The 21,170-nt window shown below is 37.5% G+C and carries 25 protein-coding genes and 1 riboswitch; of the genes, 9 read left to right on the plus strand and 16 right to left on the minus strand.

Going from position 1 to position 21,170, the window contains the following annotated elements; all coding sequences use genetic code 11:
• Positions 1–254: 254 nt before the first annotated feature.
• Genes JF76_RS09130 through glpK form a run of 3 tightly spaced genes read right to left on the minus strand, consistent with a single transcriptional unit; the run spans position 255 to position 3,520 of the window.
• Positions 255–1,205: a LacI family DNA-binding transcriptional regulator gene (locus JF76_RS09130; protein WP_045928752.1), complete on the minus strand. Its 951-nt coding sequence runs from the start codon at positions 1,203–1,205 to the stop codon at positions 255–257.
• 12 nt (positions 1,206–1,217) lie between these two features.
• The gene (locus JF76_RS09135) at positions 1,218–1,991 is read right to left on the minus strand and encodes a tyrosine-protein phosphatase (RefSeq protein WP_045928753.1); all 774 of its coding nucleotides are present in this window, start codon (positions 1,989–1,991) and stop codon (positions 1,218–1,220) included.
• Positions 1,992–2,017: 26 nt separating this feature from the next.
• On the minus strand, positions 2,018–3,520 hold the full coding sequence (glpK, locus tag JF76_RS09140) for a glycerol kinase GlpK (RefSeq protein WP_045928754.1): 1,503 nt from the start codon (positions 3,518–3,520) through the stop codon (positions 2,018–2,020).
• Between the two features lie 147 nt (positions 3,521–3,667).
• On the opposite strand from glpK, the gene thiD (JF76_RS09145) reads away from it, so the two are divergent.
• Positions 3,668–4,480, plus strand: a complete 813-nt coding sequence (gene thiD, locus JF76_RS09145; protein WP_156962779.1) for a bifunctional hydroxymethylpyrimidine kinase/phosphomethylpyrimidine kinase — start codon at positions 3,668–3,670, stop codon at positions 4,478–4,480.
• A 65-nt stretch (positions 4,481–4,545) separates the two neighbouring features.
• Entirely contained in the window at positions 4,546–5,223 is a 678-nt protein-coding gene (locus JF76_RS09150; protein WP_045928756.1) for a type 1 glutamine amidotransferase, read from the plus strand.
• 166 nt (positions 5,224–5,389) lie between these two features.
• Here the strand turns inward: JF76_RS09150 and JF76_RS09155 are convergent, their stop codons facing one another.
• From JF76_RS09155 to JF76_RS10160, 4 genes are read right to left on the minus strand one after another with little or no spacing between them, the layout of a single operon-like run.
• Entirely contained in the window at positions 5,390–5,716 is a 327-nt protein-coding gene (locus tag JF76_RS09155) for a hypothetical protein (RefSeq protein ID WP_052697119.1), read from the minus strand.
• Entirely contained in the window at positions 5,700–5,855 is a 156-nt protein-coding gene (locus JF76_RS10275; RefSeq protein WP_156962780.1) for a hypothetical protein, read from the minus strand. The genes JF76_RS09155 and JF76_RS10275 overlap by 17 nt, the downstream gene beginning before the upstream one ends.
• A 17-nt stretch (positions 5,856–5,872) precedes the next feature.
• Positions 5,873–6,559, minus strand: a complete 687-nt coding sequence (locus tag JF76_RS09160) for a Fic/DOC family protein (RefSeq protein WP_084600368.1) — start codon at positions 6,557–6,559, stop codon at positions 5,873–5,875.
• Positions 6,552–6,974 carry a helix-turn-helix domain-containing protein gene (locus JF76_RS10160; RefSeq protein WP_084600369.1) on the minus strand — a complete coding sequence of 141 codons (423 nt, stop codon included), beginning with the start codon at positions 6,972–6,974 and terminating at the stop codon, positions 6,552–6,554. Before JF76_RS10160 ends, JF76_RS09160 begins: the two co-directional genes overlap by 8 nt.
• 640 nt (positions 6,975–7,614) lie before the next feature.
• Here JF76_RS10160 and JF76_RS09170 point away from each other — a divergent pair.
• On the plus strand, positions 7,615–7,959 hold the full coding sequence (locus tag JF76_RS09170) for a hypothetical protein (protein WP_045928757.1): 345 nt from the start codon (positions 7,615–7,617) through the stop codon (positions 7,957–7,959).
• 140 nt (positions 7,960–8,099) lie between these two features.
• On the opposite strand, the gene JF76_RS09175 is transcribed toward JF76_RS09170, so the two are convergent.
• Together JF76_RS09175 and tenA are read right to left on the minus strand one after the other, a co-directional pair.
• On the minus strand, positions 8,100–8,516 hold the full coding sequence (locus JF76_RS09175; RefSeq protein ID WP_156962782.1) for a hypothetical protein: 417 nt from the start codon (positions 8,514–8,516) through the stop codon (positions 8,100–8,102).
• Positions 8,517–9,008: 492 nt separating this feature from the next.
• On the minus strand, positions 9,009–9,668 hold the full coding sequence (gene tenA / locus JF76_RS09185) for a thiaminase II (RefSeq protein WP_045928760.1): 660 nt from the start codon (positions 9,666–9,668) through the stop codon (positions 9,009–9,011).
• Between the two features lie 199 nt (positions 9,669–9,867).
• A riboswitch (TPP riboswitch) is annotated at positions 9,868–9,966 on the plus strand.
• A 75-nt stretch (positions 9,967–10,041) separates the two neighbouring features.
• Here tenA and thiM point away from each other — a divergent pair.
• From thiM to thiE, 3 genes are read left to right on the plus strand one after another with little or no spacing between them, the layout of a single operon-like run.
• On the plus strand, positions 10,042–10,830 hold the full coding sequence (gene thiM / locus JF76_RS09190; protein ID WP_045928761.1) for a hydroxyethylthiazole kinase: 789 nt from the start codon (positions 10,042–10,044) through the stop codon (positions 10,828–10,830).
• An 11-nt stretch (positions 10,831–10,841) separates the two neighbouring features.
• Positions 10,842–11,645: a bifunctional hydroxymethylpyrimidine kinase/phosphomethylpyrimidine kinase gene (gene thiD, locus JF76_RS09195; RefSeq protein ID WP_045928762.1), complete on the plus strand. Its 804-nt coding sequence runs from the start codon at positions 10,842–10,844 to the stop codon at positions 11,643–11,645.
• A 10-nt stretch (positions 11,646–11,655) separates the two neighbouring features.
• Positions 11,656–12,321, plus strand: coding sequence for a thiamine phosphate synthase (thiE, locus tag JF76_RS09200; RefSeq protein ID WP_379854798.1), 666 nt, complete (start codon positions 11,656–11,658; stop codon positions 12,319–12,321).
• Positions 12,322–12,421: 100 nt separating this feature from the next.
• Here thiE and gap read toward each other — a convergent pair whose 3' ends face one another.
• Positions 12,422–13,441, minus strand: coding sequence for a type I glyceraldehyde-3-phosphate dehydrogenase (gene gap, locus JF76_RS09205; RefSeq protein WP_045928764.1), 1,020 nt, complete (start codon positions 13,439–13,441; stop codon positions 12,422–12,424).
• A gap of 104 nt (positions 13,442–13,545) precedes the next feature.
• Here gap and JF76_RS09210 point away from each other — a divergent pair, with 104 nt between their 5' ends.
• The gene (locus JF76_RS09210; protein WP_052697120.1) at positions 13,546–14,277 is read left to right on the plus strand and encodes a LysR family transcriptional regulator; all 732 of its coding nucleotides are present in this window, start codon (positions 13,546–13,548) and stop codon (positions 14,275–14,277) included.
• Positions 14,278–14,371: 94 nt separating this feature from the next.
• On the opposite strand, the gene JF76_RS09215 is transcribed toward JF76_RS09210, so the two are convergent.
• From JF76_RS09215 to JF76_RS09230, 4 genes are all read right to left on the minus strand, one after another.
• Positions 14,372–15,013 carry a hypothetical protein gene (locus JF76_RS09215; RefSeq protein WP_045928765.1) on the minus strand — a complete coding sequence of 214 codons (642 nt, stop codon included), beginning with the start codon at positions 15,011–15,013 and terminating at the stop codon, positions 14,372–14,374.
• Between the two features lie 220 nt (positions 15,014–15,233).
• Positions 15,234–15,569, minus strand: a complete 336-nt coding sequence (locus JF76_RS09220; protein ID WP_045928766.1) for a hypothetical protein — start codon at positions 15,567–15,569, stop codon at positions 15,234–15,236.
• 15 nt (positions 15,570–15,584) lie between these two features.
• Entirely contained in the window at positions 15,585–16,346 is a 762-nt protein-coding gene (locus tag JF76_RS09225; RefSeq protein WP_045928767.1) for a LiaF transmembrane domain-containing protein, read from the minus strand.
• Positions 16,346–16,807: a LytTR family DNA-binding domain-containing protein gene (locus JF76_RS09230; RefSeq protein WP_045928768.1), complete on the minus strand. Its 462-nt coding sequence runs from the start codon at positions 16,805–16,807 to the stop codon at positions 16,346–16,348. The genes JF76_RS09225 and JF76_RS09230 overlap by 1 nt, the downstream gene beginning before the upstream one ends.
• A gap of 301 nt (positions 16,808–17,108) precedes the next feature.
• Here JF76_RS09230 and JF76_RS09235 point away from each other — a divergent pair, with 301 nt between their 5' ends.
• A complete protein-coding gene (locus JF76_RS09235) occupies positions 17,109–17,381 on the plus strand; it encodes a type II toxin-antitoxin system RelB/DinJ family antitoxin (RefSeq protein WP_038524621.1) in 273 nt (90 codons plus the stop codon).
• A gap of 12 nt (positions 17,382–17,393) precedes the next feature.
• On the plus strand, positions 17,394–17,711 hold the full coding sequence (locus tag JF76_RS09240) for a type II toxin-antitoxin system PemK/MazF family toxin (RefSeq protein ID WP_045928769.1): 318 nt from the start codon (positions 17,394–17,396) through the stop codon (positions 17,709–17,711).
• Positions 17,712–17,868: 157 nt separating this feature from the next.
• On the opposite strand, the gene JF76_RS09245 is transcribed toward JF76_RS09240, so the two are convergent.
• Together JF76_RS09245 and purB are read right to left on the minus strand one after the other, a co-directional pair.
• The gene (locus tag JF76_RS09245; protein ID WP_045928770.1) at positions 17,869–19,680 is read right to left on the minus strand and encodes an FAD-binding protein; all 1,812 of its coding nucleotides are present in this window, start codon (positions 19,678–19,680) and stop codon (positions 17,869–17,871) included.
• Positions 19,681–19,871: 191 nt separating this feature from the next.
• Entirely contained in the window at positions 19,872–21,167 is a 1,296-nt protein-coding gene (gene purB / locus JF76_RS09250; protein WP_045928771.1) for an adenylosuccinate lyase, read from the minus strand.
• Positions 21,168–21,170 lie beyond the last annotated feature (3 nt).

Raw genomic sequence — 21,170 nt, forward strand, 5'->3', positions numbered from 1 at the left:
AGCGGAGAAATCTCATACAAGGCAACTATATTAATGATGTTACCGCTATCAGAAAAAATCGCCGCTAGTTCAATTAAATTAGCGTAGTTCGGTATATTCAGGTATGTTTTTTCCTAAAAAACTATTGTATTTTTTGTGAGTTCAATTATATCATTTCAATTCTCACAGACTAGCCTTTTTAACCATTAAAAAAGCACATAATAATCAGTCCGATATCTGATTATTATGTGTATTTCTATTTGTACTTAAATATTTTACCTGGTTGATTCTCTCTTAACTAGGGAAGGCTTAATTAATGCCTCTCCTTGAGGAGATCCCTTTTGATTAATTTTGCGTAAGAGCATGTTGGCTAGCAATTCTCCCATTTTAAAAATTGGCTGTTTAACGGTAGTTAACTTCAAGTTGGAAACCTGATCCAGGAAAACGCCATCGTAGCCAATCACACCAAAGTCAGCCGGAACTTTAGCCTTTTCATCCTGCAATTGCCTAACCACTCCTGTAGCAATACGATCGCTGGCACAGATAAAACAGGTATCTTTAGGAAACTTGTGGAAATTATTTTTGATTACTTCTTGCGCTGCATGACTATGATTAGCAATGCGATAGATTTGAGGCACCTTTTTATTCTTCTGTAAAGTATTGACGTAGCCCGTTTCACGTGAATACTCAAATGGCTCTCTGACATCAATGCCAATGAAAATAATATTTTGGTATAACCGCGAAAGTGCATATTTTGTCGCCAGTTCTCCACCATACTGGTTATTATTGTCCACATAATCATAGCCATGGTGATTTTCACCAAATAAAATAAAGGGTTTTTTAAGACTGTCAAATAAAGCATAATCGCTAGAACGGGCGCCGGTAATGAGATAACCGTCAAAGTTGCCATCTTCTATTTGATTTCTGTCTGTAACCAGCTGGATGGCATATTGCTTTTTAGATAACCCGCGAGCAATACCAAATAACAGGTTCATATAATAGGGCTCTGTCGTATCCACATCTTCCAGCGTGACAAATTTAATCACATTTGTACGCTTATTTACCAAAGCCTGAGCAACATAATTAGGGTGATAATCAAGTTCATCCATCGCCTGTTCAACTAATTCGCGCAATTCATCGGTTACTTGTTCAGGATGATTAATTACCCGCGAAACCGTCATCTTTGAAACATTAGCTTTTTTAGCAACATCAAGCAAGGTTACCATCACGATTCGCCCCTAATCTAAGTACATTCGTTTTAGTTGAGCCAAGTCATCATCATTAAAGCCCAATACTTTTTTGAAAAAGGTGGGAAAATCGCCCCAGCCGCCACGGACTGTTTCTGTAATGCCGCGAATAGCTATACCTTCACCTTTAGTTACATTCATTTTTGAAACCATTTGCGTAATTTCATCATTACTTGGCAATTGGCGAGAAACAGCAAAATCATATAACTCGTTAGTTAATAAATAATCGCGGGCGATGGTATCATCATCTACGCCAAGTGCCATTAATATTAAAGCCGAAACCATTCCTGTTCTGTCCTTACCAGCACTGCAGTGATAGACCAGTGCTTCATCTTCGGGCAATTCCAGCAACTCCGCAAAAACACGGGCAAACATTTCCTGACTGTGCGAACTAAGCAGAGTTTGCTGGTAAATGCGACCAATAAAATTATTGTGCATATCAGGAATATGGTGCAAAAAACGGTAGATTGAACGATTGTTTTGGGCATCATTGACGTTATCAGAATATACCGGCAAGTCCACATATTCCACATCGGGCCAAGAAATATCCGGTGAAGAGGACTTCTCGTATTCAGAGCGTAAATCGCAATCAACAGTGACACGCATTTTAGCTAATTTAACTTGATCCCTGGCCGTTAAAGAACTAAGTGAATCTGAACGATAAATTTTATTCCATTTAACTGTTTTACCAGTCACACTTTGATAACCGCCAACATCACGAAAGTTCATCGGACTATCTAGTGCAACTATTCGATCATGTGCCAATTTCTTGTCCCCCTTTTTTAAATAACTTATTCACCATGTGCAAAAACCTGAGTAGCTTTTACGGCCTTCTTCCAGCCTTGATATAAATGTTCTTTTTCACTTTCAGGCATTTGAGGTTCAAAGGTCTTGCCTACAACAAAAATATCTTTTAATTCAGCCACATTTTGCCAATAGCCGACTGCGAGGCCAGCCAAGAAGGCTGCGCCCATTGAAGTTGTTTCCAATACTTTAGCACGTTCGATTTTAATGCCCAGGATATCTGACTGGAATTGGAGCAAATAATCATTATTGGACGCTCCGCCATCAACGCGCAAGGTTGGAATTTTAATGCCGGAATCAACCTGCATCGTATCCACTACATCCCGTGTTTGATAAGCCAGCGATTGCAACGTCGCCTTGATAAAATCCTTATCATTTGTTCCACGTGTAATTCCAAAAACGGATCCACGTGCTTCTGAATCCCAGTACGGTGCACCTAAACCTGTGAAAGCCGGAACAACGTAAACCTCATTTTCAGACTTCGACTGCCTGGCCGCCTGTTCTGAATCTGCAGCCGTCTTAATCATTTTTAACGAGTCACGCAGCCACTGAATAGCACTGCCCGAAACAAAAATAGAACCCTCTAAAGCGTAGGAAATTTTACCATTTAAGCCATAAGCAATAGTCGTCAACAAATTATTGTCCGACTCTGTCGGCTGCTCACCGGTATTCATCACGATAAAGGAGCCGGTGCCATAAGTATTTTTAACCATGCCCTTCTTCAAGGCTAACTGACCAAACAAGGCTGCCTGCTGATCTCCTGCAATACCGGCAATTGGTACTTTGCCACCAAAAAAAGTATAAGATTTGGTATAACCATAGATTTCAGAATTGGACTTAACTTCTGGCAACATTACTTTGGGAATATTGAGCAGTTTCAAAATGTCGTCGTCCCATTTTAAGTCGTGAATATTAAACAGCATCGTTCTCGAAGCATTAGTGTAGTCAGTCACATGGACTTCACCATCAGTTAAGTTCCACAAAAGCCAGCTGTCAATTGTACCAAAAAGCAAGTCACCATTTGCGGCTTTTTCTTGTGCACCAGCAACATGGTCTAAAATCCAGCGAATTTTAGTAGCACTAAAGTACGGGTCAATTATTAGTCCCGTCTTTTTATGGATCAATTCACTATAGCCATCTTTTTTTAGCTTTTCAGCTAAGTCGGTTGTCTGCCGCGATTGCCAAACAATTGCATTATAAATAGGTTTGCCGGTCTTTTTATCCCAAATTACCGTTGTTTCACGCTGGTTAGTAATACCAATTGCTGCTATCTGCCCAGGGCGCACGCCAGAATTAATAATCGCATTGGCAATTGTTGTTTGGACTGCATGCCAAATCTCTTCAGGTTTATGTTCTACCCAACCAGGTTGAGGAAAATATTGGGTAAATTCTTTTTGTGAAGAAGCTATTTTTCTGCCCTGATGATCAATTATCATCGCCCTAGTTGAAGTAGTTCCCTCATCGATCGCCATAATATATTGTTTTAGCATGTTGTCTCTTGTATCCTCTCCGACAGAAAGCGGTTTATACTAATTTTACTACCCGGACTTGCTTTTACAAGAAATTATTATAACATTATCCCTATTTTAAGTTATACTGGTTACATAGAGCTTACGTTAAAAAGAGGATACATGAAAATGAAAAAAGAAATTATTGCTTTAACAATCGCGGGAAATGACAGTGATGGCAGTGCGGGGATGACTGCCGATTTACATTCATTTTATGCCCGTCAAGTGTACGGTATGGGGCTTTTGACAGCTGCCGTTGCTGGTAATACAACTGGTATATATGCACAAGAAGTTATGCCTATTTCTTTTATTCAGGAACAATTTGACGTACTAAACGATGATTTTAAAATTGACGCACTTAAAACCGGTATGCTGGCTAACAAGGACGTAATTGCCTGTGTTGCTGCTAATTTGCACAAATATGATATGGGTAAGATCGTACTCGATCCGGTTATTATGACCAAACACGGTGATACCTTGCTTGATGACGATGCCTACCAGGCTTTTCTTGAGCAGTTAATGCCACTGGCTGACATTATTACACCTAACTTTTACGAGCAGAAAAAGTTAACAGGCTTAAGTTTAGAAACCAAAGATGAAATTCATCAGGGAGCCAAAAAATTGCAGGATATGGGAGCCAAAAATGTTTTAATGAAAGGCCGTCATGATGATTCTGCGCAGTCGCAAGTAACAGATATTTTACTCACTGCAGACGGAAAATTTCACGAATTTACCAAGCCGTTTATTAATACAGATAGAATTAATGGTACAGGTGACACACTATCAGCAGTAATTGCTGCTGAATTAGCAAAAGGACAATCAATTATTGCCAGTGTACAAACTGCTAAAGATTTTACTTATGAAGCTATTGCTCACCCCATTGCAGTTGGCTCCAAATATGGCCCAATTAATCATTTTGCAGCGCAGCAAAATCTTAAATAACTATTCTTTGCCCGCTTCTAACTATTAAGATATACTTTAAACAAGATAATAGGGGTTGGTAAACAATGGCAAACAAAACAATTAAGATTGCATATTTATACGAAGACCTGATGAATACTTACGGTGATTCTGGCGACGTTAAAATTATCAGGTTTTTGCTAAAAAATCAGGGCTATGATACACAAGTTGATAATATTTCTCTTGGTGATCAATTTAACGCTTTTGACTATGATTTCATCTTTTTTGGCGGTGGACAGGACTTCGAGCAAACTGTTATTGCCAAAGATTTACCGCGTCATAAGGAAACTTTAACCAAGTACATTAACGCAGGTAAACCTATGGTAGGCGTTTGTGGCGGCTACCAACTCGTTGGCACTTATTACAAAACTAATGCCGGTGTGACTATCAAGGGGCTAGATATCCTGCCTTTCCATACCGTTTTTAAGGCAGATAAGCGGATGATTGGCGACACCCGCTACATGAGTGAATGGGGCGAAGTCAAGGCCTTTGAAAATCATTCCGGGCAAACTTATTTTGATGATCAGGATAAGTTGCATCCATTAGGAGAAATGATTGAGGGCTACGGCAACAACCCGCAAGACCACGTTGAAGGCCTGCGTTATCGCAATTTCATTGGTACCTATTCTCACGGACCATTGTTAAAAAACTTGAATGTCGCTAACGCCATAGTAAAGATGATTCTTGAATGGCATGATGAGCGAATAGCAGCTAAAACAAATTAATTACAAAAATGCTACTAGGCGTAGTAAATGATATGACCCCGAATTAAGACAATTTCGCAGGTCATATTTTTATGTCTAAATTGTCTAAGCAAGATAAAATTGAAATCTATTATCTTTGGCAGAACTATCAGGGTGGAACAGTTCGCTTGTTACCATCGTAGAACATTTACTGGCGCATATTGTGATACATCAGGGTCAGTGCCTTATCGGTGACAGTACTATCACTGGCTAGCAGCTGCTTTAAATATTTCTGTTCCTGACCCTCTTCAATCATAGGCGGTTCAAACTCGCCTTGGTACGTTTCCACCCCGCCTGATCCATTACGCAAATATCCTGGAAAGGCAGCCGTATCGCGGGCAACAATCTTATTAAGCTTCTTTTCGAAGTTTAAGTCTAGGGGCATTTTTTCGTTGATGGCAAACTGCCAACCGCGCTTAAGTTGAACGATAATATTAATATCATCGATTGGAATGCCATCAACACCCAGACCCATCAATGATTGTCTGGGTCTGTGGCATAGTGATAGTCAGGCCTTCAAAGCGTGAGTTCGTGAAGACTAATTTGGTTAAATTAGTTTTGGCAAAGCGTCTATTTTCTTCAGGCGTTAGTCTGAATTTGTCTTCATACTTCAATTGATTTATCCTGCTTTCTAATCTAATCCAAGGCTATCGTCATGATCAAGCCCCTGCTGCTCTTTTTCCTGTTGTTCAGCGTATTTTTGGGCAAGTTCAGCTTGGCTAAGTGTCTTTCCAGCACTTTGCAGTACTTGGAACGCTCGATTGCGGCTGGGTGTGTTTTCGACTTTAATTAGTTTAGCAATTTTGTCAACATTAGCTTCATTTTGCGCTTCAATCATCTCTTTGTTTCTTCGCGGATAGTCAATTACTTGGCCATGATTAGCCGCGTATGCAGAAAGAAAAACTTTGCAACTACGGCCGTTGCCCTCTCTAAACGGGTGCATGAAATTAATTGCGTCTAGCAGCTCAGCATAGTCTTTGTTAGCCAAAGGCTTGCCCGCGGGGTGCTTGTGCAGCATGTTATTAATATCTTTTTCGGCAAAATCGAATCTGGTATGATCAAAAAACTCATACCCGTTTTTATTGAAATTGCCGGGGCGATATTTACCGGCCCAATCGTATAGTTCACCAAATAAGAATTGGTGTACCTTCTTAAGGTCTTCGATATCGTTTATTTGGGGCTTTTTTTGCAACAAGAACAAAGCATTCCGAGCGGATAGCTCATATTCCTTTTTCTCTAACTCCTTTGGGTCATGGATATGGAGCTTATTTTTTAGGACGCCATTTGAATACAAGGTTTCACTAATCCAATCACTCATTATCCTTGCCCCAAATTTCTTCAAAGCGCTCAGCTACTACTGGATCAGGCTGGATAGCTTCATCAAGCAATTCCTGGATATCTGATTCTGTAGGATTCCACCCTTCCAGGTGGTTGACTTCCACGACAGTTCTAATTTGTTGGTAAATTTCTTTATTAGCAATGAAAACGCCTTGGATAGTCTGCGTTTCATCGTTTATATCTAAAATATATGGTTGTGTTTCTAGCATATTGAGTAAATCTCCTGGCTTCTCTTTAAGTGCGATTGCAAAGGCATTAAGGACCCTAATTGACCAGGTCTCAATTGGTTTAACAATTGAGTTTCTTAAAGTACTAAGTGGGACGTTGCTGGCCTCAGCGACTTTAGCGACGCTTATATTTTTGCTTTTGAGTAGTTTAACGATTGTTGCACTCATTTTAAAGCCTCCAATATCTTTACTCATATTATACCATATTTAATCACTTTTATAGTGATATATGGTAAAAAGCGATATTAGATTTTAAAGTAGTGCTATTCAAGTTCTATACTTGTGGATTGTATTACCTGCTTATTGGAAATCACAACACTATCTGTTTTGTCTTTATTTAATTGTATCTCCGCTTAGTAGAATTTTCTTGTTTTTTACTATTAACTAACACATCGTTCCAATCTTTACCAATAGTTTTGGCAGGCTGTAAATTGCTGAATTGGGGTGTAGTGGTCAAAATTGCAATTTTCGAATTTGATTATTTACAAAAGGAATGATTTTTTTGTTGTAGGCTAATTCAGGAATATCTTTATTTTCCATATATTTTAATGAGAGTTACATCGTCACCTTTGACCTCAATAACCACTGTGTTGTCAATTGTTGCTATATTTTTTATATGTTGCGACAAGCTCAAAAGGCTCTGCAGATGTATTATTCATCTCAGGCATATTATCATTTGATGCAAAAACGGTATTAATTCTTAAAACCCCAAAAGTGATATAATTAAGGCTACTATTAATAAAGAAGACTGTTTATATTTTTTAAATTCTGTTTTCATAATTTTTTCTCTCTTCCTAACATATTAAAAATGAGCAAAAATGAAAAAATAACAAAAACTATAATTGTATTTATTTTAACATTTCTCTTTTTAGGCATTGGAATGGGCTTTATACATTATTATAGAATTAATTCTTTAGAAAAAACCGTATATCTTAGTGCTGGCGAAAGAAAATATTCATATAACTTAGACACATATAAATGCTTACATAATAAAAAAATTGCTTCTGTTAAAATAACTACTGATAATCAAGGATCTTATGATACGCTTTATTATGTCGGAAAAATTAATAATAGATATTATGGCTTTCTATTTAAAGATCGTGGTATATTAAGAAAAGCAAAATTAATTTATATTAAAAAAATTGATGAATAATAGCATACTAGCTTTTAATATAATGATTTCAACAATGCGAAATAACTGAACTAAAAAAGGCAGCTTAAGCTATATGACCCCAAAATTTAGGACAAATTTGGGGTCATATCAGTTACTGCCTTTTTGATGAATTAATGAAATTAACCGTAATATTGATCCTGGTCTAAAGCAGTTTCATCAAAATCAACTATCATAAATTCATAGTTTGAAAAACACTCCATCCAGTTGTTATAATAGTCGTTCTCCTTTTTTAGCGCCTTGCTGTTTTCTTCTCCTTCTATTATAAAAGGCTTTGAACGTATATTAAAATTTGCATGTATTGCACCCAGCAAATTCAATAAACACAAGAAATCTTTTGCGGAATCCACACTTACATGAAAAGATTTAAACGAATTATTATTTTCGCCAAGATAACTTTTTGCCCTATTATACTCATCAGCAGATTCTGTTTTAAAATTTTCAACGCTATTTACATTCTCTTCAATAATAGCTGTCGGAGCTTGCTTTTTAAAAAAATCTAGTATCTTTCTTAATTTAAAAAATTGTTCATCATTCATTTTTATTATTCTCATTTAAAAGGCGGTGCTCGGAAACATTATATCTCCTATGAAGCAATCAATTTTACCGCTTAAAGTGGCATAGCCATGTCATCTACGAATGCAAGAATAAGAATATTGCGACTAAGTTTGGCATCGGCCTATACCGCGAGCACTATAACTGACGGTTCTTGCTTTTTTTTGCTTCCACTAGCATAGTAGTGCATTGTTAGCTCTCCAGACCAATTATAGACTAGAAATACAGGTTTAAGATCAGTTGCTTTTAGTGCATAATATATGCTGCCACTAGTAACCCACATTTTAGAAATTCCTAAATCACCATTAACAGTACTAGGTAAATCTACATTATTATAAAATAAATATATCTTATTTTCTCCAAGTTGCACACTTTCCTGGGACTTTGAACAATAATTACATTGTCCAATATCAAAATTTTATTATGAAATTGACTAAAGACAAGTAAGAATAAAATAAAAGCGGTTTTTACAGAAGTTACTTCCAATCTTGCTTTTCATAAGCCATCTGCCAAAACTGCAATTCATAATAGCTGCTGCGCACAAACGCAGTTTGCATTTGCTCAAGTTCTTCATTAGTGGCACTTTCAGCCAAAGAGTTGGTTAAATGCAGCATTTTGGCTACGTTGGCGCCATACCATTCGCCATCATAAGTATCAATCCATTCCTGATAATAAGAAACCGGTGAGCCCTTTTCTGCCATTTTTTGGCCAATTTCCTGATAGAGCCAGTAACATGGTAAAAGTGCTGCAACCGCTGGTTTAACACCAGATCGATTTAATGTCATATGCATATGGTTAACGTAGTTATAAGCTGTTGGCGCCACCGGAGTTTCAGCAATTTCAGACGCAGTTATGTTTAATTCTTCAAAAAAATGGCCTCGCACTGATATTTCGACATCTTTTAAGTCTTGTGCCCCTGCCAGTAAAAATTCCTTTACTTCCTGATTATCCGTTTTTGCCGCAATTAATTCATGCAACTTGCTAAATTCTCTTAAATAATAGCGATCCTGCAACAGATAAAATTTAAAAGTGGCAATTGGGAGTTCGCCACTTTGTAACTCCTTTATAAAGGGATGCACCATACTTTTATGCCACAATGCCTTCCCCGTTTCGTGCAGTCGATCAGTGAAATTCATGATTATTCTCCTCCAAATTAAATAACTGTTAATTATTACTAACTACACTTTATTCAAAATTAACTATAATCACTATCCTTTTTTTGCTTTTTAGCACATTTTTAATAATAACTAAAATTCTAGTACTTATGACATAAACAAATAGTATCTTTATCAACCTAACGTTGTAATAAGCAATAAAATACGCTATAATTGTAAGCGATAACACGAGGGGTGCCTTTTTGGCTGAGATGAAAATTTTTCAGACCCTTTGAACCTGTAAGTTAATACTTGCGTAGGAACGTGTCAAAACTGCTTTAGCTTTGGCATTTCCATATGCCAAAGTTTTTTTATTAGTCAAAAATTTTAAGGATATTAAATTAGGAGTAATAAAATGCAGTTAGAATTATTAGACAAATTGCGAGCAGAAAACCCGGTTATTTTCAACATTGCTAATTTTGTAACAGTTCAAGACGTGGCCAATGCTGTTAATGCTATTGGTGCTTCGCCAATTATGAGCAATGAAGTTGCTGAAGCTGAAGAAATTGTGCGGATGGCTTCCGCCGTGGCAGTTAATATTGGTTGCTTAACCAAGCAGCAAATTAACCACATTAAAAAAGTGGAAGATTTAGCGCGCCAATATAATAAACCCATAGTATTTGATCCCGTTGCCGTTGGCGCCGTGGAGTACCGTTATAAAATCACAGATAAACTTTTATGGGATTTTCATACTAGTATTATTCGGGGCAATATTGGTGAGATAGCTGCCTTAGGTGGCTTTGATTGGAGCTCAAAGGGGATTGATGCAGGCTCCGGTTCTGGTGATATTGATGAAATTACTGCAAAAACTGCTCAAAAATATCGTTGCACAGTCATTGCGAGCGGGCCTATAGACACAATAAGCGACGGTAAAAGAATAGCCCATATCCATAACGGCTCACCCCTTTTTAAAACTCATGTCGGCTCAGGAGATATGTTAACCAGTATTGTCACAGCTTTTACAGCTGTTGCTGACGATCCTTTTGAAGCAGCTCAAATAGGTGCTTTAGTTTTCAGTTGTGCGGGTCAAATGGTTGTCCAAGATCATCCCAGTGTTGGACCAGGTACTTTTGGTATGTACCTCATGGATTATTTGTACAAAATAACAGTCGCAGATATTAAACAAATTGCTGATTTTGATTAAGGAACTTTATGATGACTGAAAAAATTAATTCTTTTCCCCAGGTTTTAACTATTGCCGGCACAGATTCAGGTGGAGGTGCCGGAATCATGGCTGATTTAAAAACTTTTCAAATGCAAAAAGTATTTGGTACAGCTGTAGTAGTAGCAGTGACAGCACAAAACACTTTAGGTGTGCAAAAGTCTTTTTTACTGCCCTTAGAAATGGTCGATGCCCAATTCGCCTCTCTGGCAGAAGATTTCCACATCCGTGCTTGTAAAACGGGAATGTTAGGTGATGCAGCTCACGTTCACCAAGTCGCACTTAATTTGCAAAAGTATGACTTTGGCCCTGTTACCATAGATCCAGTGATGGTTGCTAAGGGTGGGGCACCATTATTAAGTCAAGATGCTGTCGCCACCGTTAAAAACGAATTGCTGCCTTTAGCCGATCTTATAACACCCAACTTGCCAGAAGCGGAGACTTTAACTGGCATCAAGGTACAAGATCAAGCCCAATATCCAGAATTAGCTCATAAATTACAAGATATGGGAGTTAAAAATGTGCTAATTAAAGGCGGTCATGCAAGTAGCGCAGAAGTAAAAGATTATGCTTTATTTGCTGATGGTTCCGATCTTTGGGTCAGCAGTTCCAGAATACATACCGAGCGCACCCACGGCACCGGTGACACGTTAGCTGCAGCAATTACGGCTCAGCTGGCTTTAGGTCAAAGTTTACCGTCAGCAATTAAAATTGCTAAAAAGTACGTTACTAAAACCATTAAAGAAACCATTCAAGTTGGTCATGGTCACGGCCCCTTAAATCATTGGGCCCAGTAATTTAGGAGAAATAATGAAAGACTTTAACACTGAATTTTTACATGCTTATTTTATTTGTGGCAGTCAAGACGTTCCAGAAGGTAAAACATTACCGGGCATAGTCGAAGAAGCACTTGCTGCAGGTATTACTGCTTTTCAATTTCGGGACAAGGGACCTAATTCAACTTTAAGTGAAGCTGAAAGACTCCCTATGGCGCAAAAGCTGCACCAATTGTGTTATGCATATCACGTGCCCTTCTTCATTGACGATGATGTTCAGCTTGCACAACAAGTTCATGCCGAAGGCGTTCATGTTGGTCAAAGCGATGAAGAAATCAGACAGGTCATTAAAGAAGTTGGCGCTCAAATGATTATCGGCTATTCCTGCTCGAATTTAACGCAAGTTGAACAAGCCAATAAAATTAGCGGAATTGATTATTATGGCAGCGGTCCAATTTATGCCACCCAATCTAAAAGTGATGCTGACCCCGAAATTGGTATTGCCGGCTTAAGCCAACTGGTTAAAAATACTGCTCGGCCAATTGTTGCTATTGGTGGGATTACTGCTAGCGACTTAGAAGCAATTGCTAAAACTAAAGCAGCTGGAGCTGCGGTCATTTCTTTGATTGCCCAAAGCAATGATATTAAGCAAACCGTTAGTCAAATGCTTACAGCACCATGGATGAAAAATGACTAGCATATTTTAAAGACACAAAAAATGATTCTGCACTGGACAGAACCATTTTTTATTGATGATAAACAGTCTTTAATTGTAAAAATATGAGTTATATTGATAATTAACCTAACTGGGCAATCTTTTGCAGTGTTCTGATCATTTGGGCTACAAAACCGGACTCATTATCATACCATGCGTAACCTTTGACTAGCTGTACCCCATTATCTCCAGTTTCAACCTGGGTAAGAGTTGGATCAAAGACCGAACCAAATTCAGTGCCAATAATATCTGATGAGACAATTTGGTCGTCATTATAGCCAAAAGAAGCATTGCCTTCGGTATGCTTTTTAATTCTAGCGTTAAATTCTGCAGCTGTAACTTTTTCTCTTAAAATAGCAGCTAGTTCAGTAATAGAACCAGAAATAACAGGGACTCGTTGAGCAATACCCGTAAGTTTGCCATCCAGTTCAGGTATAACTAGGCCAATAGCTTTAGCTGCTCCAGTTGAATGCGGAATAACATTAGCGACAGCGGCACGAGCATTACGGACGTTGCCACCACGATCAGGGCCATCCTGCAACATTTGTGAAGCTGTGTAGGCATGCGTTGTAGACATAATTCCCACTTGAATGCCAAATTCATCGTTCATTGCCTGAGCTAATGGTGCTAAACAATTAGTGGTACATGAGCCTGCGGAAATAATTTGATCAGAGTCAGTTAGTTGATCATCATTTACGCTATAGACAATAGTTTTCATATTGCCTGCGGGAGCAGAAATTAATACTCTTTTAACACCGGCATCAAGGTGAGCTTGGGATTTTGCAGTTGAAGTATAAAATCCAGTGCATTCAAGTACTATTTTAACTCCGTCGTTTTTAACCCACGGAATTTGACTGGCATCTTTTTCCGCATAAACCGGAATATTTTTACCATCAATTACAATACTATTAGTTGTAGCAGTTACTTCATGATTAAATTGACCATGCGCAGTATCATATTTTAATAAGTGTGCTAACATAGCTGGTGAGGTTAAGTCGTTGATTGCGACAATTTCGATGTCGTCACTGGCCACTTCATAAATTCGCCGTAAAGCAAGCCGACCAATGCGACCAAAACCATTAATACCAATTTTTGTAGTCATAATAAGTTCCCCCTTTAGATTACAAAATTAGTATATTAAAACTAAATCACCTTGCATAATCCGAGATTGTAATAGGGTTATCACTTTTAATGATATGGAGTATTATGAATTTTAACGATTTATATATTTACCAAACAATTTATGAAACTAGATCACTGAATAAAGCGGCATTAAAACTGGGCTACACTCAATCCAATATTACGGCCAGGCTCAAAACAATGGAGCGAGAACTGAAAGCGCCACTTTTTGTGCGTTCTAATTTAGGAGTCAGACCAACTAAAAATGGGCAAAAAATGTATCATTTTGCGACTAAGGCACTACAAAACTATCAGAATTTAAAAGACGATTTAACCAGTAACAAACCCAAAGTTTTAATCTCTGAGTTGCTTTTTGGTTATATTATTACCCGAAAGGCACAACTTGCACTTGATCAATATGAAATCATCATTAAAAGTACTAATGAAATCCAAGAATTATTAACCAAGCATCCTTATGACATGGTCTGGGCCTTTACTCCGATCACTTTACCCCAATATTCGTTAATCAAGAAAAGTCATTTACAAGCCTGTTTTTTAAAAGGCAAAAAGCAGGAAAGTAAAAATGTACCGGTTGCCATAAACGCAGACATAAATTGTCCGTTTCGTAACTTGACTCTCAAATTAACGCAGAATAAAAACAGCGTCACTGAAATTGATTCGCTGGAAATGATTTTAGAGCTGGTCAAAAAAGGCCAGGCAACTGCATTATTGCCTAAATACTTAATGAATGATGATTTAGTTGCAGCTGATTCGCAAAGTTGGAATATCCCCTATTATTTTTATCGCTATCAATTATAGATAAGTAAAAAGACGCCATTATTTGATGTGAACCCTAAAATTAGGACAAATTTGGGGGTTATATCAATTTGCATAAAGGTGCCTTTTTAAATCTCTAATCTAATTTTTTTAAATACGTTTCATAAACTGGACACAGATTAAACGCATATTTGCTGTAAGTCCGCGTTGCTAATGGGTCTGTAGAATCAAATTCACCACTTAAAGTTTGATATTTTGCTTGTGCCCAATTTAGCAATTGCTGTTGCAATTGGTCTAACAAATTAGACTTAACGGCACCCATCCATCCTAAAGTCAATTCTTGAGAGGTATCCTCAAAAGAAAAGCAATAAGCCTTAATTTGTCCAGCAGCAATTAGTGCTAAGGGGGCGTGTTCAAGTTGATCAGTGAAAATAGTTTTGCTCCACTCACTAAGAGGTATCTTTGCAACCGGATTTGCTAAATGATTTTTTTGATAATCGGAGAAACTCACTTGTGCCAGCCTATTCATTATTACAGAATCTTTTTTTATTTCGTGTAGAGTGATCAACTGTAAATCAGTATCTATCAGAATATTTTTCAGTGCCCTTTTCAAGGGCATCTGGGGTTCTACAGTAGTTCTGATTAACTTAAAACCATTTTTTTGACCAATGGCATTAAAGAGTAATTGCGGTGCATAATCATAAGTAATTAAAGCGTTTTGGTGATTTTTTTGGGCTTTTGCCGTTAAATCCGTCAATATTTGCTCATAAACCTGCATTTGTTCACCGCTGGTTAGTCTAGGTGCAAGATAGCCCGCAAAATTTAAGGAATAAGGGTGAAAAGCATTTTGTCAACATGTCATTAATCCGACTGGCTTATTTTCCAGATAATAGGCTTGTGTATGTTGAGGAAATTGTTCTATAGTTTCCCTAATTTTTCTATCTGAACTTACATTGGCTAATAATGAGCCATACATAATTAATAATCTCCTTTATGGACTATTTTTTCGCCCGTAAAATTTTGGCCTTGGCATCATTGTAGCCGTCAATGTAGCGTTCTATTTCAATTGCTTTATTCTGGGTAACACGATTAACTAAGTTAACACCTTTTTTAGGAAAATCCTTGAAAGAATGACTCTCTGCATAGTCCTTTTTGGCTTGTTCATAACCCATTTGATAATCACTGAGAGAACTCTTTTTCACAGCAGTTTTTGCTGCATTATAGGTATAATCATTGGTATCACGCCATTTTTTATATGCTTTTTCAGCATCTTTATAGTTTCCGGCTTCATAATTTTCTTTGACATAATCATGTAATTGTTTTAAATTGACCATTTTATTTTCCCCAAGTTAAACATAATTAACTTCCACATCACCCATGCTGAAATGCCCAGTTAGCATTAATGTAGGACCGTCACCGGTAGATTCGTCATTAATATCTAATTCTCCCAGAGCTAAGTTCAAGTTATCACTGTTGACTTTCCATGAAGTTGGAACGTAAATTTCAATCTCACCCATAGTGCCATTAATGTCAACAGTCACCACATCGCCTGCAGCTTTAGCCTGATCAAGGTAGACTTCTACTTCACCCAAAGAAGAATTAATTGTTATACTGCGTAAATTTTGTGAATGAACGTAGCGCGAAACTGATGACAAGCGCTGATTGATTACTATATCTTCGCCATCAACTTTTCCAGTACCGCTACTGAATACGTTATTATCAATTCTTGAACGATTATTGCTAAAGTTCTTCCATTTGCCGTCTTTTTTTTGGTTAAAATAGACTATCCTGGGAAACCAGCTTCTCTTAAAAATCAGCGTTAAGCCTAAATAAATTAATAACGCCGCCACTAAGACCGTCCACGGTACAATTTTGGTAATATGCAAGGGTTCAGCGTAAACAATTAATAAAAAGGCAATGGAAAAAGTTGTACCAAACAAACTTTTATTAGCCACGCTTTCGATCAGTGCTGCTCCGAATATTATCGTCCAAATAATCATGCTTACTTTTAAATGAAATGAAAGCAGATGCAGCTGATTAAGGACTAAGAATACGGCAGCTGCTACTAGAGCAATGCCCCAAAATACTTCTCTAAGTTTAAATTTTTTCATTATGATGACCTTCTCTCGTTTAACCTATCATTCAAATTGTGATAGTAGTGACGTGAAACATAGACAGTTTTATAAGAATCGCGAAAATTAATCTTACAGTTAGAAATCGAACGTGTTAACGCATAAATTTGATTTAAATTTAAAATTGTTGACTTAGATACCCGCATGAACTGATTATTTAACAAATTTTCTAGTTCATAGAGTTTGTAGTCTACGGTAAAGGCATCCTTGGCAGTATGTGCAATCACCTGTTTATCTTCTGTTTCAAAAAATAAAATCTCATTCATGCTCAAGTAATAGGACACATTATCTTTTTTGCCTTCTATCTGGTCAGGATGTTCACTGATACCTTGCAACTGTCGGTATATCTGTTCAACTTCTGGCGTTACAGATTTAGCATGAATTGTTACACTGGTATCGTCATCTTCCATATCCGGATTCAGTTCTATTTTTATTTTCACGCTTCTCACCTGCCCTTCATCACTTGATGATTTAATTAAACGCTTATTTTAATGTAAAATCTAGCACTTTTAACTAAGTGGCAATTATAAGAAACCAAGTGGCATATTTTTTTGATTGAAGAAAAGAAAAAAATTCAAGAGCAGTAAAAAGCCGTAATTCGCTTTAGTACGAAATACGGCTAAAATATGGTTTTATTTAAGACAATTTTAGGCTAAAATTTACAAAAAGTACCTAAAATATGCTATTTTTGGTACTTTTATGATATTATTTGTGTAATAAAATAATTTCGGGAGGCAAATTATGGCAACTAAGATTGTTACTAAAAGATACTCTGTTAATATAGACAAGCAAATAGCGGATACTGCAGAGCTAGTTATCAGAAAAATTGGTCTTAAACCTAATGATGTGATTTCAATGATGCTTACACAGATTGCTGACAAAGGTAAACTACCCGTAGCATTTTCAGTTGACGACTATGACCATCTAAAAGATGAAATTATTGCAGCTAGTCGTAAAATTCCTGCACAAAAGGTCGAAACCTCCGAAGAAATAGCTGACTTTTTCGCAGATTAAGGAGACCAGTTAATGAATTTGGGCGATATTTTTATAACATACCTTGAATACGAAGATGTACCAAACGGAAAAAGTCGGCCAGTTTTATATATTGAGCAGGATGATGAATTTTATTATGTATTTAAAATTACCAGTAAATATCAGAATAAATCAAAACACATTCGCGCAAAGTATGCTAAAATTACCGATTGGCAAAAGTCTGGCCTTAACAAGGAATCATGGATAGACTGTAATAAGCGTTATCAGCTAAGAATTGATAAAACAAGACTAAAAGGTATTGGTTATTTAACGGTAACTGATTTAAATAATCTTAAGAAATTTATGTGGTAGAGAACAACTGGGACAAGTATGAAAAAGGCACTGAGTTTTGATGTGAACCCTAAAATTAGGACAAATTTGGGGGTCATATCATTTTGATACTCAATGCCTTTTAATTGTTCTAAGAGAAGCAGGTTTTTTCAAACCCATTTAAATTTCAAACAACCATTTATTTAATTTTGCTCAATGCATCCCTGACAGCATCTTTTAATCCTCTAGTAGTATTAGAGGCGCCCGAAACCGCATCTACGTCAACCTTATTTTCATCGACCATTTTTTGAGGTAATTCGTTAATTGCTTTTTGACCATAGTCATCGGATTCAGCTTGTTTCAGAACTTCAACTTTTTTGAGGTTCTTTTGCTTATCAGCTGTTACTCTGACAACTATTTCATCTCCCATTCCTTTAGTAGATTTACCAATATATTGTTCAGGGCCAGTCGGATATTCTTCTTTCTTAATATCAGAAGCAAGTGGACGTGGCTTTAACGGCTTTTCATGCTTAGGAGAAGGTACATTAACTTCTGCGATATCGTCTTTAGGATGGGCTGCATTTTGACCGGCAATTTTACCGAAAATCAAACAGTCGCCCAAATCCGAACCACCTTGATATAAGTTAGACATATTACTGCCCAGTTCACCAGCACCATATAAATGTGGAATCGGCTTGTGCTCAGGATCAAGAATTTCAGCTCGGGCATTTCTTCTAGGACCAGCTTCAGACCAGCCAATAGTCTGTACTAGCGGTATAGCATAATACGGACCCTCTTCAGAAAATGCACTTAAAGTAGCGGGATCACGATGATAAGCATAATCATGCTTCTTTTCGGCAAAAAAGTTAAATTCATCAATTGTACTTTGCAGTTTATCCGCAGCAACTCCCATCTTTTCTGCTAATTCAGAAACAGAATCAGCTTTAAGAACGGAATTAAGTGCTTTATTATCAGGGAAAGTATCAATCTCACTGATCTTGTCATATTGCTTTTGATCAAAGACAAAGTAAGGGTGAATTGGATTCAATGGTTTATACCATGAACCATGATTTTCTACATAGCCTTCACGTGCTCCTTGATCTTCCTTAAAGTAGCGTGTGCCGTCATCGCCAACCGTAAAAATACTGCCTGTATAGAAGATTGGGTTACCCATATAAAATGGTGCACGCTTCATCCCAGGTTCATAAAAAGCAAAAGCTTGTTGCATTCCACCGGCCGCATACATTGACATATGCCACATATCCGCACCTGCTTCGTGAGCCAAGTCAATACCCTTACCTTTATTATAAAGTGAACCCAGTGGCACTAACTTGTGTGAACCAATGTAATCCTGAACCATTTGCGGATTATTTTCGATACCACCAGTGGTCAACACGACACCATTTTTAGCGTAAACATTTAATAAAACATGATCACGCTCAATTTGAGCTCCGACAACTTTTTTACCAGGAGTTTGCAAAATATGCTTAACAGGTGCAGAATACCAAACATCAATCTTATCACTACGATCAAGTACTTTTTGCCGTAAAATGTTCCACAATGAAGCGTTAAAAATACCCTTCTCTATTGTGATCATGTCATAGCTTTTAGCACCTGGTAGATTAGGATGATCTGCAATTACAGCATCTTCTGGCAGCCCTAAAATAGTTTTATAGCTAACAGGTTCATTAACATCCAGATATTTTTTAAAATATTCTTTCATGTGTGTAATGCCATGAACAACTGTGTCTTCTATTTCAGGGTCAATATTAAAGTGTTGTGCCAAATGTTCATAGTAGGACCGATAATCCTCTTCGCTGCTACTGTAACCTACAAGTTCAGCAGCATATCTTGTATTACCACCTTCATGACCCTCCGGAGCAGAATCAACCAGCAGCACTTTTGCACCACTATCAGCAGCAAAGCGAGCTGCGGTCGCACCGGCTCCACCGAAGCCCAAGACTACTACATCATAACTTGCATCGTAGTATGTATGTTCATTAACTATCATAATTGACTACCTCTTTTAAAAAAGAATCTTATTTTAGCTTAAAAGACTTAAATTTTTGCCTTTCAGCCTTTAAATATTATCTAGTGTTTATGTTAATAATATCACATAATCGCTTACATTTTTTATTTATCAGCAATTTAAATTCCATGACAAAAAGCAGCTCACTATTAAGTGAACTGCTTTACTATTTATTATTCTAAGCCAACTTTTTTAAAGATTTCATCAACATGACGCAAATGGTAATGATAATCAAATGCATCAGCTACATCATCTTCTGAAAGATAGTCCATGATTGGACTGCTTTCAACTAATTTTCTAAAGGAAATTCCTTCGTTCCAAGATCTCGTGGTTAACTTCTGAACCATATCATAAGCATCTTCACGAGAAAGACCAGCCTCATCAATTAATTTTAACAGCAAGCGCTGAGAATAAATCAACCCATAAGTTTTATCCATGTTCTTAAGCATGGTTTCTGGAAAAACATCAAGATTGGTCAAAATGCGATTAAAACGATTGAGCATATAATCAATACCAATTGTAGTATCAGGTAAAATTACACGTTCAGCACTGGAATGGGAAATATCGCGTTCATGCCAAAGTGATACATCCTCATAAGCAGTTATAATATAGCCCCGTAAAACCCGTGCCATACCACAAAGATTTTCTGAGCCAATAGGATTACGTTTGTGAGGCATTGCTGAAGAGCCTTTTTGCCCTGCACGGAAGTGTTCTTCTACTTCGTGAATTTCAGAGCGTTGCAGACTTCTAATTTCGGTTGCCCAATTTTCAATACTGGTGGCTATTAGCGCCAAAGTCGCAATATATTCAGCGTGTAAATCGCGTGGCAATACTTGACTGGTAATTGGCTGCTGGGTTAAGCCTAGCTGCTTTAAAACACTAGTTTCAACAGCTGGCGGCACATTAGCAAAAGTCCCAACGGCTCCGGAAATTTTTCCCGATTCTACCCCTTTTGCTGCATGTTCAAAGCGTTCAATATCACGCTTAATTTCCGCATACCAGCGAGCTAGTTTCAAGCCAAAAGTAGTGGGTTCAGCTTGCACACCATGCGTGCGCCCCATTTCCACCGTATTTTTATATTTACGTGCTTTTTCAGCAATTGTCTTTTTTAATTCATGTAGATCTTGAAGAATAATCGCATCTGCCTGTTTTAAGATATATCCTTGTGCCGTATCAACAACATCCGTCGAAGTCAGCCCAAAGTGTACCCACTTTTTCTCAGGTCCAAGGCTTTCAGAAACTGTTCGTGTAAAAGCAACCACGTCATGATGAGTTACCTGCTCTAATTCTGCCACCCGCTCTGGCGTGAAGCTGGCATTTTGGGCAATTTTAGCAGCATCTTCTTTTGGGACTTCGCCTAATTCACTCCAGGCATTGGTAGCAGCAATTTCTACTTTTAGCCATGCTTCATATTTATTTTCATCAGACCATATTTTACCCATTTCAGGGCGAGTATAACGTTCCAGCATAAA

It is taken from the genome of Lactobacillus kullabergensis (genome assembly GCF_000967195.1).
GTDB classification, from domain to species: domain Bacteria; phylum Bacillota; class Bacilli; order Lactobacillales; family Lactobacillaceae; genus Lactobacillus; species Lactobacillus kullabergensis.

Excerpts from the sequence above, each read along its gene's own strand:
- JF76_RS09235 (WP_038524621.1), top strand. The coding sequence starts at position 17,109 with ATGGCAACTAAGATTGTTACTAAAAGATACTCTGTTAATATAGACAAG.
- JF76_RS09210 (WP_052697120.1), top strand. The coding sequence starts at position 13,546 with ATGAATTTTAACGATTTATATATTTACCAAACAATTTATGAAACTAGA.
- JF76_RS09160 (WP_084600368.1), bottom strand. The coding sequence starts at position 6,559 with ATGAGTGATTGGATTAGTGAAACCTTGTATTCAAATGGCGTCCTAAAA.
- JF76_RS09170 (WP_045928757.1), top strand. The coding sequence starts at position 7,615 with ATGAGCAAAAATGAAAAAATAACAAAAACTATAATTGTATTTATTTTA.
- JF76_RS09245 (WP_045928770.1), bottom strand. The coding sequence starts at position 19,680 with ATGATAGTTAATGAACATACATACTACGATGCAAGTTATGATGTAGTA.
- JF76_RS09175 (WP_156962782.1), bottom strand. The coding sequence starts at position 8,516 with ATGAATGATGAACAATTTTTTAAATTAAGAAAGATACTAGATTTTTTT.
- glpK (WP_045928754.1), bottom strand. The coding sequence starts at position 3,520 with ATGCTAAAACAATATATTATGGCGATCGATGAGGGAACTACTTCAACT.
- thiD (WP_156962779.1), top strand. The coding sequence starts at position 3,668 with ATGAAAAAAGAAATTATTGCTTTAACAATCGCGGGAAATGACAGTGAT.
- JF76_RS09215 (WP_045928765.1), bottom strand. The coding sequence starts at position 15,013 with ATGCAGGTTTATGAGCAAATATTGACGGATTTAACGGCAAAAGCCCAA.
- tenA (WP_045928760.1), bottom strand. The coding sequence starts at position 9,668 with ATGAATTTCACTGATCGACTGCACGAAACGGGGAAGGCATTGTGGCAT.
- JF76_RS09155 (WP_052697119.1), bottom strand. The coding sequence starts at position 5,716 with ATGGGTCTGGGTGTTGATGGCATTCCAATCGATGATATTAATATTATC.
- thiM (WP_045928761.1), top strand. The coding sequence starts at position 10,042 with ATGCAGTTAGAATTATTAGACAAATTGCGAGCAGAAAACCCGGTTATT.
- purB (WP_045928771.1), bottom strand. The coding sequence starts at position 21,167 with ATGCTGGAACGTTATACTCGCCCTGAAATGGGTAAAATATGGTCTGAT.
- JF76_RS09225 (WP_045928767.1), bottom strand. The coding sequence starts at position 16,346 with ATGAAAAAATTTAAACTTAGAGAAGTATTTTGGGGCATTGCTCTAGTA.
- JF76_RS09150 (WP_045928756.1), top strand. The coding sequence starts at position 4,546 with ATGGCAAACAAAACAATTAAGATTGCATATTTATACGAAGACCTGATG.
- JF76_RS09130 (WP_045928752.1), bottom strand. The coding sequence starts at position 1,205 with ATGGTAACCTTGCTTGATGTTGCTAAAAAAGCTAATGTTTCAAAGATG.
- JF76_RS09220 (WP_045928766.1), bottom strand. The coding sequence starts at position 15,569 with ATGGTCAATTTAAAACAATTACATGATTATGTCAAAGAAAATTATGAA.
- JF76_RS10160 (WP_084600369.1), bottom strand. The coding sequence starts at position 6,974 with ATGAGTGCAACAATCGTTAAACTACTCAAAAGCAAAAATATAAGCGTC.
- gap (WP_045928764.1), bottom strand. The coding sequence starts at position 13,441 with ATGACTACAAAAATTGGTATTAATGGTTTTGGTCGCATTGGTCGGCTT.
- thiD (WP_045928762.1), top strand. The coding sequence starts at position 10,842 with ATGACTGAAAAAATTAATTCTTTTCCCCAGGTTTTAACTATTGCCGGC.
- JF76_RS09240 (WP_045928769.1), top strand. The coding sequence starts at position 17,394 with ATGAATTTGGGCGATATTTTTATAACATACCTTGAATACGAAGATGTA.